Source organism: Waltera intestinalis (assembly GCF_009695995.1).
Taxonomy (GTDB): Bacteria; Bacillota; Clostridia; order Lachnospirales; family Lachnospiraceae; genus Acetatifactor; species Acetatifactor intestinalis.
This window is the reverse complement of the sequence record NZ_VUMU01000006.1, coordinates 16,997-32,249: the sequence shown is the minus strand read 5'-3', so window position 1 is coordinate 32,249 and position 15,253 is coordinate 16,997. Positions and strand designations below refer to the sequence as shown.

Sequence of the window (15,253 nt, the reverse complement as noted above, 5' to 3'; positions counted from 1 at the left end):
GTATCATCCTCCTAAAAATGGGCATAAAAATGCCCGGTGGGTTGAAATTTCACCGGGAAAATGATAAAATGCACTTGTTCAAGGTGATTTATCGGTTTACCCGGTAATCGGATCAGCTCTGGCGCGCCAACGCTGGGGCTGATTTTTTATTGTAAATTGCATCGGTGCAACTAATCCAGTGAATTAAAGGCATCGATAAGAGCATCCTTGTTAGGTGCGTCATCACAAATCAAAACATACTGATTATGGATGGCAGAGGGAGTGATATCAACATTGAAACCTTCAAGCATTACTTTTCCAGTGGATACCAGATTTTTATATTTATCGGAATCGGTGTCATATTCGTAGATCTCGACATTGCAATCGGTATATTTCACACCACTGATAGCTCCAATCATTTCTCCGGCCATTTCAATTCGTTCACCACTGACAAGATCAGAGGATTCCAGGTACTCGCACAGGGTTTTCAGAGATTTTGTGGTTTCCTGCGGAGAATAGTTGCTTGCGATGCTGTCGATTTCAGCCTGGATGGTCTCGTTTAGAGATTCTACGGCAGCAGTCATATCTTCCGGAGCAGTAGTATCTACAGATTCTGATGCAGCGGTTTCGGCTGTGGCAGGTTCACTGGTAGCAGATACATCTGCAGGAGCTGCACCGCAAGCAGTACAAAAGATAGATGTTGCAATTAACAGAGTACAAATTTTCTTTTTCATATAATTTCCCATTTTCATATTAGTATTTATATCAGCTCCAACACGGAAACCGGGTCGAAGTAGATAACATAATTATCATATTGCACACACAGACCGTATTTGCTCCGATAGCACTGCAGAGCTTCCTGCAGAAACTCCTCCGTGACACCCAGGTAATCAGCCATCTCATAAGAGGTAGTATAGTGTGCCTTGTGGCAGGAGATGATGCCGTGTAATCCGATCAGTTTGTTGTAACTCCAGAGACGTGCCCGGAGTTCCTGTTTACGGTTAGCATCAGAGGATTGATCGATAATGTCTCCAACAGTAGTATGGTAATGTCCCAGTTCTTCCGCCAGTACGCATGCTCTCTGCGTTGTTCTCCGTACGGTCCGGTTAATACCAATCACATCATTACGGATTAGCCCATCTGCCCGGGATTGGAACGGAGCATCTTCTATTACATATACATTTTCATCGGCAGCTTCCTGCAGTAAGTTTTCATAGGTCAATTCACATCATCCTTTTACTTTTCAGGTCTTTTCAGAAGTTTCATATCATCCTGCATCTTTGCCTGTTCATCAGGATCATCGGCATGATCATTGCGAGCAGCAGCCAAGAGGGTATCGTATGGAACCGCCATTGGAATAGCAACAGCTTTATGGTTAGCGGAATATTGCAAGATCTGGGATAATTCTGATATTCGTTTTAACGCCTCTGCCTTTCCCTCCGGATTTAAAATATTGTAGAATTCACATATCTGTTCTAAATTATCATCATTAATATTGTGACCTTCATTACCTCGATTGTCTTCTATGAGATCCCCAACATTAACATGTAAATATTTCGCGATGTCAATAATTACATCTATTTTAGGCACTCTATTGCCGGAACACCAGCTGGAGACGGTGGATTTATCATATCCAAGATCGTTAACCAAATCCTTTTGCGTTTTATCATTAAGCATCAAATAATATTTTAGCATTTCTGCAAATTGGTTTACTCCCATCAGGGTCACCTCTTTTCTATGTTATGGCTTTATTATAGTCCAAAGTTTTCATAAACACAACCAAAAAGTTAAAAAAGTTTACAAAATGTATTGACAGTCCACAAAATGTAGAGTATTATTTAGCCATGAGTTAAGAAATGATGAGAAGGAGGTAAAAAATAAATGGCACAACATTTAAAGATAAGGTTGCCTGCAGTCAGAGTAAATGCCGGATTATCCCAGGAAGAACTTGCAAATAGGATGCATGTTTCCAGAGCGACAATAGTCAATTGGGAGAACAACAAGGTAAAGATGAGTGAGGCGGATTTGACTCTTTATTCTACAATTTGTGGATTTCCCAAAGACTATATTTTTTTACCTTACTAGTTTACAAAATGTGGACTGTGACGGATCCGCAGTAGGGAAGGAGGCAGCAGGAATGGAGAGAATCGACAGATTATATGCTCTGCTGAAGCGTGATGACATTGACGAGGACACCAAGGCATTTGAGTTAGAAGGGAAGTGAAAAGATGCCGAAAACCAATCTTTTAAAAACAGAAGCAGCCAGAAAGAATTATGCATCCAGGGCCAGGGCGGGAATCAAACGGCACATAGAACTGAGCAAAGTGCCGGAGGACAAGATCGCCGCGAAGCAGAATGTGCAGGTAAGAACGCTGATGAACCGGATCGAGGATCCGGGATCCATGCGGCTGAGAGATCTGTGGGATCTGGCAGAGATCATAGATGCTCCGGTCGGAGAACTGGCTGGTGGGGATCTGCCGGAGGAAATGCTGGCAAAACTTTTGCAACAGAAATTATTGTAACCACAGGTATCCGTGCCCTGTACGTGGTGTTACCCGACACCACACTCCCCTTTTACACAATTAGCGTGTGTGTCCAGTCCTCCCCTGGCTGGGCACCACGTAGAGGGCATGGGGACAAGCATCATATTATAGATCACGCTTTGTGCGCGGTGCATCTTGCTGCATCACCATATGACGGCATATCATCCACTGCTATGATGGTATGTTGCCCTCTTTCTGGTGGTACCCGGGTAGATCAGCACCGGGGCCACGCAGAGAGCGTGATCGGGAAGGAAAAAGAAAATGAGCATGTATACAGATACAGAGCATTTCGTGGAAGAGATTATGTGGAATAAAAATATGGGAACATACTGGACAGCCTGCAATCGCCCGCTTGCTGAGCAGACGTATGAGCGTGTCAAAGAGATGATCCCGGAAGCAAAGTATTACGAATTTGATGGAGTGCAGTTTATTACGGTAAACGAAATGCAGGAAAAAACACTGTTATTGTATTTTGAGACTTTGCAGGATATGTATGAGAGAAAAATCTGCGAGATTAATGATATGAGATGCCAGATATTGGAGGTGGGCATATGAGCAGGGAGAAGTTAGGAGCTTTTATCAGACATGCAAGGGAATCACAAAATTTGACGCAGGAGCAGCTTGCGGAGAAGACGGGATATGCACGCCAAACTATTAGCCGCTGGGAACAAGGTGATCAGGCTATTACAGTAGAGGCACTGGTTAAGATACTGAAAGTGACACGCATGCAGGTAACCATAGGGGACAAGGAGGCAAAGGTATGTATAAAGATATTGTGATATCGCTCCTCGGGGCATTGCTCCTGGAACCGGTATTTAAGACAACAGAAGTAGGAGAGCAGATCGCCATGATCATGGGTTTGGCGGCTATGCTTTTTATTTTTTGCCTTTTTTGCGAGGAACAGGCAGAAAAATGGCAGGAAAAGCGCCGGAGGGCACGAATTATGGAGCTGAGGATAGCGAAGCTGAGAGGAGGCGGAAAGCGTGAAAGACGAGAGAGTGCAGGAGATTATGGAGAGGCTGGAACAGACCCCGACAGAGCCATTAATGATGCTAGTTGACCATGAGGCACAGGAGGTTTTCCCGTATGTCCTCCGGAAGTATCAGAATGCACATCTGGTCATGATGAAGGGCATCCGGTATATCACAATCACCGATGATGCCATCCAGGTCATACTGGACCGCCTGCAGCGTGAGAGGGCAGATTTTAAACGCACAGTGGAGTACTACGACAGGGAGATCCAGGGCGTGGAGTACCTGCTGACAGGCAAAAAGCGGTACTACTGGTCACCGGATAATTACATAGTAGAGCCTGTCTACGCAGAACAATAAAAAAGCCGGCATTTGGCGATGCCGGCCAGCTCACAGAGCTACTTATATAGACAAGATAATTGTAACTCTGTGGACTAAAAAAGTCAAGAAAAATGGGGCTTTCGAAAGCCCCTGCGCACTTGATAAAGATATTAAAGTTAGGATACAGAGATATGGTTAAGAGAAAGAAAATAAGGCTAAGGCATGGGGATGTACTGGATGTAGAAGAGTACCATGATGGGAATTATGGGGGGAATGGTAAGACCAGACAGAAGAAGGAGAAGCCAACGAAGGAACAGGTGAGGCTGATCAACAGGAGGAATAAGGCGAGGCTGTGCCGGTGGAGACTGATACAGTACTTTGACCAGGGCGACCTATTTATCACATGGACCTATGCGACGGAGAACCGACCACCGGATATGGAAGGAGCACTGAAGGACTTCCAGAAGGCGATGGCAAAGGTCAGAAAGATCTATCGGCTGAGAGGAGCACCGCTCTACTGGATCCGCAACATCGAACGCGGTACCAAGGGAGCCTGGCACATTCATCTTGCGATCAAGCAGACACCGGAGGGAGATGCAGCGGCTATCGTAACCAAGGCATGGACAAAGGGTGGCACCTACGTGGCGGAGATACGACACAGCAAGTTTAACGGGGATGATATGGAGCAGCTGGCAGACTACCTGACCAAGGACGAGCACACGGCGGAGGTCAAGACGGACGGCACACCGGGCAAGCCCAGAATTGCGGAGGCCTCCTACAATACCAGCCGCAATATGCCGCTTCCGGAGCCTAAGACGGACAAGCTGGTCCGCTGGAAGCCGGAAGTAAAACCACCCAAGGGATATTACATAGCCCGGATCCATGAGGGCATCAATCCGGTTACGGGATTTTTATACAGGAGTTACACACTGATCAGGTTAAAAACACAGGAGCGGAAGAAACCGCCGAACAGGGTAAGGAGGTGTTGATAAATTGGAAAATGAATTGAAAGTAGTGGATATCTTTATAGGCACGACTCTCCGGGGATCTGCGAAGGGCTCCGGACGGGTAATGTACATCATGAGGACCAAGCGTAAGAATGGCAGCGACTACGAAGCTGCTCCGCAGATCGCAGAGTATGACGATACCACAGAGAGCGCATCCGTCCTCTACGCTATCCGGGATGCACTGCAGCGTCTCAACTATGCCTGCACGGTGGTGATCCACACCGAGTGTAGCAATGTGGCAGCAGCCATACAGCAGCACTGGCCGGAGAAGTGGAGACGGGACGGATGGAAGAGCGCTAAAGGAAATCACGTAAAAAATGCAATCTTGTGGGAAATGCTCCTGCAGGATGTGGAAGAGGGTGGTCATATCCTGCTGGTGGAAGGTGAGAAACATGAGTATGCAGAGTGGATGCGCTTTAATATGCCACTGAAGAGAGCATTAAAAGACATTTTCACAGAAGTTCCGAAAAGCTGACAGCATGAGTAGAGTACTCATGTTAGAGACGATTTTGTTGATGTCAACAAAACATGGAAAATATAACAATTTGACAGAAAAGTGAACCGTACACAATGCTTGTACGGTTGAACTACCGAGAAAAATTCGGGAGTTGCACCGGTGCAACCGGGGAAAGGAGACCAGATGGAGAAGAAATTTGGAACATTTAATACCGTAGAGGAGTTGAACAGGGCAGCAGCCGCCCAGAAGGAAGAGGGAGACCTGGAAGCGCTGATCGGACTGGCCACAGAGAACGGACTGGAGAAAGAGGATGCCGAGGACTACATGGACAGCGACGATGCAGAGGATACTCTGTGCAATGAGACAATGGCAGCAATCGGTAAGCTGAAACTGGAAGCAGAGGACCTGAAGCTGGAGAGCCAGATGAAGGACTGGAAAGATTTTGTGGTCCAGATGCTGATGGAATATCCGACACAGCACATGGAAGAGGACGGTGCAGCTCTGGCCAATGCCGTATTTAATCCGGATAAAAAGCTTTTGGATGTGCTGGCAGCAGGACTGAAAATGGCATCAAAGAACCGGGTAACCATAGACAGGAGGATCACAAAGGAAGCAGGATTGCCGGAGAGTGCTGGTCAGATCGGAATGTGTGGCAGGGATGAACTGAAAAAGATCATCTTGGATTATTACATGGGAGAAAAGAAATGATCGTATACAAGGCAACGAACAATGACATGACCTGCACGATGGGACAGGGAACATTCCAGTATCAGTTGGGTGTACCGGCTACGGCAGAAAAATCAAAGTGCGGTGATACCGGTCTCCATGCCTGCGAGTATGTACTTGACTGTATCGGCTACTACTCTCTGGGACGCGGAAACAGGTTTTTCAAAGCAGCCGCAGTAGGAGATATTGCAGAGGACGGAACGAATACGCGTATCGCATGCACCAGACTGACACTGAAGAAAGAACTGGATAACCGTGACATAGCCAGGGAAGCCATGCTGTACATGCTGCATCATCCACAGAGAAATGGGTGGCAGAAAAGCGGACATATGCTGTGTGTCGCAGAACAGACAGCCGACATTAAAATACCGGATGGAATCGCAATAGCAAGAGGCAGTAGTCCAAGAGTAAGCGGATGCATCGGAGCCCACCTGGGACTGATCGCAGAACAGAACGGAAAGATTGTCGCAGCAAAACTGTTTGATGTGGACGGAAAGAACATCCTGCCGGGCATCTGGTATACGCTGGACACCCTGGCGGAAGCAGAGAGGAGGCAGCAGGCATGAAGTGGACAGAGATACTCAGGGCACCGGTGATACCGGCGGATGCAAAAAGAACTAAGCATATAACATTCCAAACGACGGAGAATTACCTGATCCTGGATGTGTGGAAGGGCGGAAATAATACCTGCCGTCATGCGATAAACCTGAAAACATGGGAATACGGCACGTATTTCCCGGATACCGGCATAAAGAAGGTAACGAATATCAACAGCTGCACAGACAATTATGAAAGGTATTACTGGGGATCCGAACTGCGCGACGAAGCGTGGATGACACAGGAGCAGATCCGTGACCTGGATGCTATTACCAAAAAAGAGAAAGACTGGGTAAAAGATGTGCTGCAGCGTATAGAGCAGATGGAAACAGATTATAACGCAGAAAAAAGGGAGCGGGCAAGAGACAGCAAAGAGGAGCGCATACGGAAACTGATGAGCAAGTGTCCGAATCCGGGAAAAGAGGTACATGACTGGATCACAGAGAAGATAGTAGGTGATCTGCAGTATGCCTTTTATGACAAACAGCAAAAGACCTGCCATTGCACGGCATGCGGCGGAGATTTCCCGGAGAAGGCAGCAGGTGTACCGGTGAAACACAGGAAGCAGATCACCTGTCCTCTATGCGGACATCTCCTGACCGTGAATAAGAAAGCAGATATCATCAGTGTAACAGACTGGCTCACCATGATCCATAACGTGGATGAAAAGCAGGGTGTAGAGCGGCATTTTAAGGTAACGGTTGAGTGGGACAGAACCGGAACAAGAACCACCGACCTGGATGAGCATATCCGACTGATGATGCTTCGGGATACCAAAAAAGAAATCATGAAAATATATTATTACGGAAATCTGTATTGGGCGGGATGGAGCACCGGAAACAACAGCAACCGAAGATGGCACAGCGCCTACCTGTATCCGGACACAGAAGGTATTCAGGCCGGATTACATGGAACGGCATATGAGGCATGGACAGATGTATTTCCGAAGCTTGCCCAGATGGGAATAAAAGCGCACTATAACGGTCTCATGGTGGAGAGCAATAAGGAGTTTACGGGGATTGCGGAATATATGGCCAAAGGGCGATTTTATCGTCTGCTGAATGAACTGTCACTATGCATCACCTACTGGGGCGGATATTCCGGAAGCACGATTGATGTATCCGGAGAAAATGCAGAGGAGATCCTGCAGATAGAGGACAAACAGCTGATCAACCGTCTCAGACAGGCAGATGGCGGAATATGTATGCTGCATTGGCTGCAGTGGTCAGACCTCAACAACAGGAAGCTGTCAGAGCAGTATTTGTCCTGGGCAGAAAAAAATAAGATAGAACCGGATAATTATCTGCGGTCAGAAGCGGGAAAATACCTGACACCGGAACAGTTAATGAATTACATCAACCGGCAGAAAAAAGAAAGCTATCCCAGCAGAACCATAGCGGGAGTCTGGGATCAGTACGAGGATTACCTCAGCATGGCAAAAGAACTGGGAAAACATATGGATGATGCCCTGGTGTACCGTCCCCGGGAATTAAAGCGCCGGCATGACGAAGTCAATGCAGAGATGGAACTGCACAGGGAAGAGATCCAGCGGAAGCGGGATGCAAGAGAAGCGGCAAGACAGGCGCAGGAGATGAGGGAGAAGTATCCGGGATATGAGGATATTCTCTCAGAGATCAGTGCGAAGTTTGAATATCAGAACGACAGCTATTGCATTCTGGTTCCAAAGAATTTTATGGAGATTACGGCAGAGGGCATGGCACTGCATCACTGCGTAGGCAACACAGAACGGTATTTTGACCGGATTGTCAGCAGAGAGACCTATATCTGCTTCCTGCGGCAGCAGTCGTCCCCGGACAAGCCTTTTTATACAATAGAGGTGGAGCCGGGCGGTACCATCCGCCAGCACAGGGGAGCCTACGACGAGGAACCGGGCATAGAAGAGATCAAGCCGTTCCTGAGGGAGTGGCAGAAGGTGATCCGCAAGCGTATGAGCAAACAGGATCATGAATATGCCGCACAGAGTGAGATCCTGCGGCAGAAGAACATAGAAGAACTGAAGGCAAAGAATAATACTGTGGTCCTGAAAGGACTGGCAGAAGATCTGATGGAGGTAATCTGATGGGAGAAATCATAAGCTATGAAGAAAGATACAGGAAGTATAAGCAGGAGCTGGACGGAGCATTTACCCAGGCAGCAGAGAAATTTGTGCTGATCGGCTACCTGCTGAGAGAGGCAGCAGAAACGGACATATTAAGATCCAGCGGATATAAAAACATGGAGGAATTTGCCTATGCAGAGTACGGCGTGGATGCATCCCAGGCAAACCGGTTTATCAATATTAACAGGCGCTTTTCGGAAGGTGGTAATTCGAAACAGCTGAAACAGCAGTACCAGGGGATTGGAAGTTCCAAGTTGGCCGTAATGCTGACCATCCCGGATGAGATAAATGAGGTTTTGCCTAAAAACTTGACCAAAGAAGAACTTAAGGAAATCCAGGCAGAAGTAAAGGCTGAAAATCAGGTATCTGACATTGAAGTCGAAATCGAGCGGGCAGAGGCAGCAGCCGTCACGGACAAGCCTATGCTTCCGCCGGAGGGATCGCCACTGAAAAGAAACCTCTGGCAGCTGGGTAAGGAACAGGAAGAACTCTTCCGGAAGTTGTGGGAAATATGCAATAAGGGACAGTATCCGCGTAGCACATCAATTATGGATGCACTGATACCGCAAGGGGATGCGGTGTACACCGTCCGGATCCCGGGAGAGCGCAGGACACAGATCATTATAAATTCTGATGGAGCCACCATCGTGAATTTGAAAACGCTGGAGCGGAGCAGATACACAGAGGATCAGATCTGTGATGCAGTCCGGTCTCTCATAGATGGAGGCAGCAGTCCTGAGGAGCAGTACAAGAAACTCTATGGCGAGGACCTGACTCCGGAAGAACCGGAAATTGCACCGGTGCAACCGACCGACTCTCCGAAAGAAAAGAAACCGGAAAAGCGTAAGGAATCCCGTGTGACCAAAGCAAACACAGAACCGAAGAAAAAGCCCAAGGAACCGGAAAAGAAGCCGGAGCAGATGACCATCCCGGGAGCCGCACCGGATCCGGCACCGGAAGAGCCGGAAACACAGGTAACTGACTCATGCTCCGGGGAATCTGAACAGAAACAGAATACCGACACCATGGGTACGGAAGAGCAGGTACCGGGACAGACAGACATTGAAAACGACTTTCCGCAATATTGCCCATCTGAAGGAGACCAGCGCGCAGCTTATCGTCAGTCCATCCGTGGCAGCGTGGAGAACCTGGTACGATATGTCGAGATGGATCTGATCGTTGCCGCCAGACAGCAGCTGTCTGATATCTCCGGCTATCTGGACCGCCTGGAAGAACTCAGCAAAGGAGGCGGGCAGAATGTCGAAGATGTCGAAACAGGCGAGAGCGAGGGAGTTTAATGCCGCCTCTCGTCAGAGCATCAAGGAGCGGGATCTGTACCAGTGCATCTTTTGCCGTATGGGATATCACATGGAGGACGTCACCTGGTACGGACAGCAGCTGCAGAGCATCATGCACTACATACCGCGCTCCCGGGGTGGTCTCGGGATCCCGCAGAATGGTGCATTGGGCTGCCAGAGTCACCATGAGATGCTGGATAACGGAAACAAGGGCAGACGGGAGGAAATGCTGCAACTCTTCCGAGCGTATTTGCAGGACCATTATCCGGACTGGAGCGAGGATGCCCTGACCTATAACAAGTGGGGATGATGTATATACAAATTTGTATATACACGAAAGGAGCGCAGAGATGAAAAGCAGAACAATAAGCAAGATCATCCGGATGACGCCGGAGGAAAAGCGGCGACTGGAATACTGCGCCGAAAAAATGGCAAAGACCGAGACGGAGATCCTGATCGCCGGAGTGAATAATTACTATGCTGCCGTACAGAAAGCACTGGCAGCCCAGAAAAATCAATAAGCCTTTTGGATAAAGTGAATCACAATAGACACTGTAAACGAAGCCACGGGGCGGCCGCTGATACCAAGAGGCAGCAGTCGTCCAGGAAGGAGACTACAATGCAGTATAAGGACTGGGACGGCAATCTTCTGCCGGATCCTGCGCCGCGCATCCGCAACATACATATAGGCACTATCATCAAAACAGAACACAAGATCATAGAGGAGCCGCTGGAGACACGCGGACGGGGACAACACCGATTTATCAGCGAGGTCAGAGAATACGAGGTAACCGCAATTTATCCATACATGGTCCAGACACGCGATTGCAAAACAGGACTTAAGAGGTGCTTTTCTTACGGAGAACTCACAACGATGGGACTGGAATGGAAGGGAAGGAGGAAGCAGTCATGCTGACACTACCGATCAAGAAAAAATGGTTTGATATGATCTTATCTGGCGAGAAGCAGGAAGAATACCGGGAAATGACGCCATATTATCAGGTGCGATTTGCAAATCTGTGGAAAGCAGAACCGTTTAATGGCTCCGCCATCCGGGAGATCCGGTTCCGGAACGGCTACTCTGGCAACAGCCCCTCTTTTGTAGCAAAGTGCTCTCTGAGGACTGGCACCGGAAAAGTGGAATGGGGAGCAGAACCGGGAAAACAGTATTATGTTTTGACAATCCAGGAGATATCAGACATTAGTTAAACTATTGCGGAAAAGGAAGTGGCGATGCTATGGATCGTAAGAAAGATATTATCAAAATTATAGACAGTATGGCAGGAAGATACTCCGCATATGAGGTATTTACGGACTGGACAAAGTGCAGTGCACTGGCAATCAGCAACTCTCTTGCAATGATCCATGATAAAGTATGGCAGAGAAGAGAAGATGAATACAGAGCCACCATACAGAAATACAACGATAAAGAGAGAGAGAAGCTGGTAGAAATGTTTGACTTACTGGTGGAAACATTAGAAGGAACTATGGCAGATGTACTGGGACAGATTTACATGGAATCAGGCATGGGAAGTAAGGCGGCAGGGCAATTTTTTACACCATACCATTTAAGCCAGGCATGTGCCAACCTGGCACTGCTGGAACCAGACGAACATGGTATTTATCGCGTTAGTGAGCCGAGCTGTGGCGGCGGTGGAATGATCATAGCTGTGGCAGAAAGAATGAGAGATCAGGGCATTGATTATCAGAGAAAGCTACAGGTGGTAGCTCAGGACCTTGACTGGAAGGGCGTGTATATGTGTTACCTCCAGCTGAGTCTGTTAGGAATTAAAGCCATATGTGTCCAGGGAGACACTTTGCATGCTCCTTATGATCCGCGGACAACAGAAAAATCACATATGCTTATTACGCCGGGGCAGATGGGAGTATTGATATGAGAGACAAATTGATGAATGATATCATGATGCTGCTGATCGGCAATGGCGTAGATGCGGATGCACTTAAGAGCAGACTGATTATTATACTGGATAAATACGAAGTCACAGAGAGATGCACAGAAGTGGCGGTGGTAAATGAGAATGACATTGAAAAATATGTCCGCCTATTCTTGATCAATAAGCGGGTGGCAGGCAGGACGGACAATACCATCAGACACTACAGAGATGAGCTCGGGCGATTTTTCCGTGAGACACAGAAATCACCTATGGAGATAACTTCGGATGATATCAAATTGTATCTGGCAACGAAAGAGGTCAGAGATCATGTCAGTAAGGTATATCAAAAGAATATGCTCCGGGTAATATCTTCATTCTACCAGTGGATGGTAAAAGAAGAATATCTATTGAAAAATCCGATGAACAAGGTAGATGAGATCAAGACTCCTAAGATAAAAAAGTCAGCATTTACAGAGGCTGAGATTGAGCAGTTGAGATTGAACATTGGCGACGATGTCAGGTTAATGTGCATTTTTGAAATGCTGTCCTCCACATGGTGCAGAATAGAGGAACTGGCAAAGATGAAAATTGAGGACATATCACCGGATCATGAGAGTGTGCTGGTGCATGGAAAAGGTAACAAGGATCGAATCTGCTACATCAATGCAAGGGCAAAGATACACCTGGAAAGATATCTCAGCATGAGGAACGACAATAATGAGTATCTTTTCCCCAACTGTTGCATCCAAGTAGGACCGGGAAGTGGTTTCACAGCGGAATGTAAGAAATATCATGTAAAACTGTATGACTGGTGGAAAGTACCGGAGCTGGTAGGAAGCGGTCACGCTGAAAAGAGCACACTGGGTAGCAGATTGCGGGTACTTGGAAATAAAAGTAATGTGAAAAAGGTGCATCCGCATAGATTCCGTCGAACGGGAGCCACATTTGCCCTGCGCAGAGGAATGCCGATAGAGCAGGTATCTAAGATCCTGGGACATGAGAGCATAGAGACCACACAGATCTATCTGGATATATCGGAGCAGGAATTGGAACAGGCACATAAGAAATATGTGTAACTTAGGATTTAGAGAAGGAGTGAACATAGATGAATAATAAACAAAATACTTGTTGCCATTGCAAACATTCAGAAAGAATAGAGGGGAGAAATGCAATGCTCGGTTGCAATATTGATAAGAAATTACACGATATGGATGATAAATGTAGATGTTTTGAAGCGTGTTATAAGTTTGATTTGAAAACAGGATTACCAGTAAGAAGTAAATAACTAAACTGAAATTTAACCCAAAAAATATTTATGTAAGAAAAATACGAAAAAGTTGAAAAAATAAAAATATTTTTCAAAAAATGCTTTTCTTTACGGTTTTTTTTGACATATCCATATGTAAGACAAATACGTCTTGCAAAAATGAAAACCTATGGGAGGAAATGCAAATGAAAAAAGAAGAGTACTACAGACACGGAATGGAAGACCTGGATCCTAATTACGATGACAGCAATGTAGACCTGGACAACTACGAGCGCGAAGCGGATATCTGGGAAGATGAAATGGCAGAGGGAGTAACAGTGAAAAATTACGCTGATACTAATGATCCTGTTTGCGACCGGCTCCATAACTGGAATGACTGTTTCTGGTTTCGGAAGTATTTCGGAATGTAGTACATAACGTACTACGGAAGATCTGGGAGTGTCGTACATATCTGTGCGGCATTCCCGGGACATTCCAGGGAGATGAAAGGAGTGATAGAAAAGATAATTTTGTAAAAGTGTAATAAGTACATAATACACCGTTTGAAATTCCAGCTGCAGAGGGGCCTGCAATCGATGCCAATAAAATAGCGGTAGACCATCCGTCCAAAGATATCATCTACCGCTCAACTGCTTACCAGTATCATACCATATGATCAGCTGGCAGGCAATTAGAAAATGAGGTACAGCCTATGACAAAGACAGACCTGATTAATGAAGTTGCGTATGAACTGGACAGTTTTATGACTAAGGAGCAGATTGACCGCATGAAAATCACTCTTTATGTTAAAATGCAGGATTTCGAGTTGGCAGAAATCAAACAGCTGCCTATGACTATGGAGCATGACAATGAATGGTTAATGCAAAGGTATTGCGTAGACGGCGTGGCAGCAGGACTCCATGCCGGAACTATCAGGAGTTATATTGGAATCATAAAGAAATTCTTTGACTTTGTGAACAAGAATTATAAATATGTGACAGCGCAGGATATCACAGATTACCTTGCTGTTAGATCCTATCGTGATCACATCAGCCACAATTATAAATCCACAATATACCGGTACTTATGCACATTCTTTTCCTGAGCATTTAAGAAGCGACATATCCAGGATAATATTGTTGACGGAGTAGATAAGGTTAAGCAGATCAAGAAAAAGAAGGTACGATTGACAGATGAGGAAGTTGAAACTATCCGCTATGCGCTGCAAACGCCAAAGGAGAAGGCATTGTTTGAATTGATGATTTGTACCGGCATGCGTGTAGGTGAAATCTCTTACCTCAACGTGTCAGATATTGATCTGACAAATAAGCAGGTATCAATTTACGCAGAAAAAACGGACACATATCGCACAGGAATGCTCACTCCGGTAGCTGTGATGGCGCTGAGAAATTATATCGGGGACAGGCCTGGGACGGATCCGTTATTTTTGGCAGACCGAGCACCGTACAATCGGATGCGAGAGTATGGCATAGAAAAGCTGGCCAAGGAGATGGCAGTCAGGGGAGGAGTAACCAGGATAACAGCAACCGTGCATGTGTATCGTAAGACATTTGCCAGCGTGTTATATCGTAAGACGGGTGATGTATTGCTGGTGAGTAAATTACTGGGCCATGCAAAGCCTGATATGACAGTACAGTATTATTTGATCGACGATATTGAAGAAATGCAGCACAAATACAATAGAGTAGCATGACAAGTTGCACCGGTGCAACCAGGTTGGCATAAGATCATACGAGGCAGCAGTCATCAGAAAGGAGAGCAATGGATAAAAGACCACAGAACAGGGAAAAAATCCATGAAGTGTGTGTATCTGTGGATGGATACCTGGCAGATCTTCTGGCAGAATCCATTGAATACAACAGATCATATGACAAACTGGAAGCAAAATATGGAGTTATTGCCATAAGCCGTAACTGCTTTTACCGAAAAAGAAGAAAAGCAGAGAGGATATTGAGGCAGCAGGAAAAAGGAGAGGAGTGATCCTCTCTTTTTCGTTACTGTAAAATGGTACAAATTAAAAGAAAAGGTGAATTATAATCATGGTATAGGGATTACCTAGAAAGGGAGTGATCT

General features: G+C 46.3%; 27 protein-coding genes. 24 read left to right on the top strand and 3 right to left on the bottom strand.

The window, feature by feature from the left end:
• Positions 1–170: 170 nt before the first annotated feature.
• Genes FYJ59_RS06650 through FYJ59_RS06640 form a run of 3 tightly spaced genes read right to left on the bottom strand, consistent with a single transcriptional unit; the run spans position 171 to position 1,698 of the window.
• Positions 171–713 (bottom strand): hypothetical protein, encoded by a 543-nt coding sequence (locus FYJ59_RS06650; protein ID WP_154496051.1) that lies wholly within the window; start codon positions 711–713, stop codon positions 171–173.
• 26 nt (positions 714–739) lie between these two features.
• The gene (locus FYJ59_RS06645) at positions 740–1,201 is read right to left on the bottom strand and encodes an ImmA/IrrE family metallo-endopeptidase (protein ID WP_154496050.1); all 462 of its coding nucleotides are present in this window, start codon (positions 1,199–1,201) and stop codon (positions 740–742) included.
• A 14-nt stretch (positions 1,202–1,215) separates the two neighbouring features.
• The gene (locus tag FYJ59_RS06640; RefSeq protein ID WP_154496049.1) at positions 1,216–1,698 is read right to left on the bottom strand and encodes a helix-turn-helix domain-containing protein; all 483 of its coding nucleotides are present in this window, start codon (positions 1,696–1,698) and stop codon (positions 1,216–1,218) included.
• Between the two features lie 162 nt (positions 1,699–1,860).
• Here FYJ59_RS06640 and FYJ59_RS06635 point away from each other — a divergent pair, with 162 nt between their 5' ends.
• The 24 genes from FYJ59_RS06635 (at position 1,861) to FYJ59_RS06525 (ending at position 15,160) form a co-directional block, all read left to right on the top strand.
• The gene (locus FYJ59_RS06635) at positions 1,861–2,064 is read left to right on the top strand and encodes a helix-turn-helix transcriptional regulator (RefSeq protein ID WP_154496048.1); all 204 of its coding nucleotides are present in this window, start codon (positions 1,861–1,863) and stop codon (positions 2,062–2,064) included.
• Positions 2,065–2,074: 10 nt separating this feature from the next.
• The gene (locus FYJ59_RS14225; RefSeq protein ID WP_268878529.1) at positions 2,075–2,203 is read left to right on the top strand and encodes a hypothetical protein; all 129 of its coding nucleotides are present in this window, start codon (positions 2,075–2,077) and stop codon (positions 2,201–2,203) included.
• A gap of 4 nt (positions 2,204–2,207) precedes the next feature.
• Positions 2,208–2,501 (top strand): hypothetical protein, encoded by a 294-nt coding sequence (locus FYJ59_RS06630; RefSeq protein ID WP_154496047.1) that lies wholly within the window; start codon positions 2,208–2,210, stop codon positions 2,499–2,501.
• A gap of 282 nt (positions 2,502–2,783) precedes the next feature.
• Positions 2,784–3,077: a hypothetical protein gene (locus FYJ59_RS06625; protein WP_154496046.1), complete on the top strand. Its 294-nt coding sequence runs from the start codon at positions 2,784–2,786 to the stop codon at positions 3,075–3,077.
• Complete coding sequence (locus FYJ59_RS06620; protein WP_205839475.1) at positions 3,074–3,301, top strand: helix-turn-helix domain-containing protein; 228 nt, start codon at positions 3,074–3,076, stop codon at positions 3,299–3,301. The genes FYJ59_RS06625 and FYJ59_RS06620 overlap by 4 nt, the downstream gene beginning before the upstream one ends.
• Complete coding sequence (locus FYJ59_RS06615; RefSeq protein WP_154496044.1) at positions 3,283–3,582, top strand: hypothetical protein; 300 nt, start codon at positions 3,283–3,285, stop codon at positions 3,580–3,582. Before FYJ59_RS06620 ends, FYJ59_RS06615 begins: the two co-directional genes overlap by 19 nt.
• Positions 3,506–3,853 (top strand): hypothetical protein, encoded by a 348-nt coding sequence (locus tag FYJ59_RS06610; protein WP_205839474.1) that lies wholly within the window; start codon positions 3,506–3,508, stop codon positions 3,851–3,853. Before FYJ59_RS06615 ends, FYJ59_RS06610 begins: the two co-directional genes overlap by 77 nt.
• A 152-nt stretch (positions 3,854–4,005) precedes the next feature.
• Positions 4,006–4,803, top strand: a complete 798-nt coding sequence (locus tag FYJ59_RS06605; RefSeq protein ID WP_154496042.1) for a rolling circle replication-associated protein — start codon at positions 4,006–4,008, stop codon at positions 4,801–4,803.
• Positions 4,804–4,807: 4 nt separating this feature from the next.
• Positions 4,808–5,296: an RNase H family protein gene (locus FYJ59_RS06600; protein ID WP_154496041.1), complete on the top strand. Its 489-nt coding sequence runs from the start codon at positions 4,808–4,810 to the stop codon at positions 5,294–5,296.
• A 165-nt stretch (positions 5,297–5,461) separates the two neighbouring features.
• Entirely contained in the window at positions 5,462–5,986 is a 525-nt protein-coding gene (locus FYJ59_RS06595; RefSeq protein WP_154496040.1) for a hypothetical protein, read from the top strand.
• Positions 5,983–6,570 (top strand): DUF7666 domain-containing protein, encoded by a 588-nt coding sequence (locus FYJ59_RS06590; RefSeq protein WP_154496039.1) that lies wholly within the window; start codon positions 5,983–5,985, stop codon positions 6,568–6,570. Before FYJ59_RS06595 ends, FYJ59_RS06590 begins: the two co-directional genes overlap by 4 nt.
• Positions 6,567–8,681, top strand: a complete 2,115-nt coding sequence (locus tag FYJ59_RS06585; protein ID WP_154496038.1) for a PcfJ domain-containing protein — start codon at positions 6,567–6,569, stop codon at positions 8,679–8,681. The genes FYJ59_RS06590 and FYJ59_RS06585 overlap by 4 nt, the downstream gene beginning before the upstream one ends.
• Positions 8,681–10,018 (top strand): hypothetical protein, encoded by a 1,338-nt coding sequence (locus tag FYJ59_RS06580; RefSeq protein ID WP_154496037.1) that lies wholly within the window; start codon positions 8,681–8,683, stop codon positions 10,016–10,018. The genes FYJ59_RS06585 and FYJ59_RS06580 overlap by 1 nt, the downstream gene beginning before the upstream one ends.
• A complete protein-coding gene (locus FYJ59_RS06575) occupies positions 9,978–10,328 on the top strand; it encodes an HNH endonuclease (RefSeq protein ID WP_154496036.1) in 351 nt (116 codons plus the stop codon). The genes FYJ59_RS06580 and FYJ59_RS06575 overlap by 41 nt, the downstream gene beginning before the upstream one ends.
• Positions 10,329–10,368: 40 nt before the next feature.
• Positions 10,369–10,539: a hypothetical protein gene (locus FYJ59_RS06570; RefSeq protein WP_154496035.1), complete on the top strand. Its 171-nt coding sequence runs from the start codon at positions 10,369–10,371 to the stop codon at positions 10,537–10,539.
• 98 nt (positions 10,540–10,637) lie between these two features.
• Positions 10,638–10,934 carry a hypothetical protein gene (locus FYJ59_RS06565; RefSeq protein ID WP_154496034.1) on the top strand — a complete coding sequence of 99 codons (297 nt, stop codon included), beginning with the start codon at positions 10,638–10,640 and terminating at the stop codon, positions 10,932–10,934.
• On the top strand, positions 10,928–11,227 hold the full coding sequence (locus tag FYJ59_RS06560; protein WP_154496033.1) for an ASCH domain-containing protein: 300 nt from the start codon (positions 10,928–10,930) through the stop codon (positions 11,225–11,227). The genes FYJ59_RS06565 and FYJ59_RS06560 overlap by 7 nt, the downstream gene beginning before the upstream one ends.
• Before the next feature lie 29 nt (positions 11,228–11,256).
• Positions 11,257–11,916 carry an N-6 DNA methylase gene (locus tag FYJ59_RS06555; protein ID WP_154496032.1) on the top strand — a complete coding sequence of 220 codons (660 nt, stop codon included), beginning with the start codon at positions 11,257–11,259 and terminating at the stop codon, positions 11,914–11,916.
• Positions 11,913–12,989, top strand: a complete 1,077-nt coding sequence (locus FYJ59_RS06550) for a tyrosine-type recombinase/integrase (RefSeq protein WP_154496031.1) — start codon at positions 11,913–11,915, stop codon at positions 12,987–12,989. Before FYJ59_RS06555 ends, FYJ59_RS06550 begins: the two co-directional genes overlap by 4 nt.
• A gap of 29 nt (positions 12,990–13,018) precedes the next feature.
• Positions 13,019–13,198, top strand: coding sequence for a hypothetical protein (locus tag FYJ59_RS06545; RefSeq protein ID WP_154496030.1), 180 nt, complete (start codon positions 13,019–13,021; stop codon positions 13,196–13,198).
• Between the two features lie 167 nt (positions 13,199–13,365).
• Positions 13,366–13,590: a hypothetical protein gene (locus FYJ59_RS06540; protein WP_154496029.1), complete on the top strand. Its 225-nt coding sequence runs from the start codon at positions 13,366–13,368 to the stop codon at positions 13,588–13,590.
• 281 nt (positions 13,591–13,871) lie between these two features.
• Entirely contained in the window at positions 13,872–14,264 is a 393-nt protein-coding gene (locus FYJ59_RS06535) for a hypothetical protein (RefSeq protein WP_154496028.1), read from the top strand.
• 81 nt (positions 14,265–14,345) lie between these two features.
• The gene (locus tag FYJ59_RS06530) at positions 14,346–14,873 is read left to right on the top strand and encodes a tyrosine-type recombinase/integrase (protein WP_154496027.1); all 528 of its coding nucleotides are present in this window, start codon (positions 14,346–14,348) and stop codon (positions 14,871–14,873) included.
• A gap of 68 nt (positions 14,874–14,941) precedes the next feature.
• Positions 14,942–15,160: an ABC transporter ATP-binding protein gene (locus FYJ59_RS06525; protein WP_154496026.1), complete on the top strand. Its 219-nt coding sequence runs from the start codon at positions 14,942–14,944 to the stop codon at positions 15,158–15,160.
• Positions 15,161–15,253 lie beyond the last annotated feature (93 nt).

Excerpts from the sequence above, each read along its gene's own strand:
- FYJ59_RS06650 (WP_154496051.1), bottom strand. The coding sequence starts at position 713 with ATGAAAAAGAAAATTTGTACTCTGTTAATTGCAACATCTATCTTTTGT.
- FYJ59_RS06640 (WP_154496049.1), bottom strand. The coding sequence starts at position 1,698 with ATGGGAGTAAACCAATTTGCAGAAATGCTAAAATATTATTTGATGCTT.
- FYJ59_RS06635 (WP_154496048.1), top strand. The coding sequence starts at position 1,861 with ATGGCACAACATTTAAAGATAAGGTTGCCTGCAGTCAGAGTAAATGCC.
- FYJ59_RS06630 (WP_154496047.1), top strand. The coding sequence starts at position 2,208 with ATGCCGAAAACCAATCTTTTAAAAACAGAAGCAGCCAGAAAGAATTAT.
- FYJ59_RS06625 (WP_154496046.1), top strand. The coding sequence starts at position 2,784 with ATGAGCATGTATACAGATACAGAGCATTTCGTGGAAGAGATTATGTGG.
- FYJ59_RS06620 (WP_205839475.1), top strand. The coding sequence starts at position 3,074 with ATGAGCAGGGAGAAGTTAGGAGCTTTTATCAGACATGCAAGGGAATCA.
- FYJ59_RS06615 (WP_154496044.1), top strand. The coding sequence starts at position 3,283 with ATGTATAAAGATATTGTGATATCGCTCCTCGGGGCATTGCTCCTGGAA.
- FYJ59_RS06605 (WP_154496042.1), top strand. The coding sequence starts at position 4,006 with ATGGTTAAGAGAAAGAAAATAAGGCTAAGGCATGGGGATGTACTGGAT.
- FYJ59_RS06595 (WP_154496040.1), top strand. The coding sequence starts at position 5,462 with ATGGAGAAGAAATTTGGAACATTTAATACCGTAGAGGAGTTGAACAGG.
- FYJ59_RS06590 (WP_154496039.1), top strand. The coding sequence starts at position 5,983 with ATGATCGTATACAAGGCAACGAACAATGACATGACCTGCACGATGGGA.
- FYJ59_RS06585 (WP_154496038.1), top strand. The coding sequence starts at position 6,567 with ATGAAGTGGACAGAGATACTCAGGGCACCGGTGATACCGGCGGATGCA.
- FYJ59_RS06580 (WP_154496037.1), top strand. The coding sequence starts at position 8,681 with ATGGGAGAAATCATAAGCTATGAAGAAAGATACAGGAAGTATAAGCAG.
- FYJ59_RS06575 (WP_154496036.1), top strand. The coding sequence starts at position 9,978 with ATGTCGAAGATGTCGAAACAGGCGAGAGCGAGGGAGTTTAATGCCGCC.
- FYJ59_RS06570 (WP_154496035.1), top strand. The coding sequence starts at position 10,369 with ATGAAAAGCAGAACAATAAGCAAGATCATCCGGATGACGCCGGAGGAA.
- FYJ59_RS06565 (WP_154496034.1), top strand. The coding sequence starts at position 10,638 with ATGCAGTATAAGGACTGGGACGGCAATCTTCTGCCGGATCCTGCGCCG.
- FYJ59_RS06560 (WP_154496033.1), top strand. The coding sequence starts at position 10,928 with ATGCTGACACTACCGATCAAGAAAAAATGGTTTGATATGATCTTATCT.
- FYJ59_RS06555 (WP_154496032.1), top strand. The coding sequence starts at position 11,257 with ATGGATCGTAAGAAAGATATTATCAAAATTATAGACAGTATGGCAGGA.
- FYJ59_RS06550 (WP_154496031.1), top strand. The coding sequence starts at position 11,913 with ATGAGAGACAAATTGATGAATGATATCATGATGCTGCTGATCGGCAAT.
- FYJ59_RS06545 (WP_154496030.1), top strand. The coding sequence starts at position 13,019 with ATGAATAATAAACAAAATACTTGTTGCCATTGCAAACATTCAGAAAGA.
- FYJ59_RS06540 (WP_154496029.1), top strand. The coding sequence starts at position 13,366 with ATGAAAAAAGAAGAGTACTACAGACACGGAATGGAAGACCTGGATCCT.
- FYJ59_RS06535 (WP_154496028.1), top strand. The coding sequence starts at position 13,872 with ATGACAAAGACAGACCTGATTAATGAAGTTGCGTATGAACTGGACAGT.
- FYJ59_RS06525 (WP_154496026.1), top strand. The coding sequence starts at position 14,942 with ATGGATAAAAGACCACAGAACAGGGAAAAAATCCATGAAGTGTGTGTA.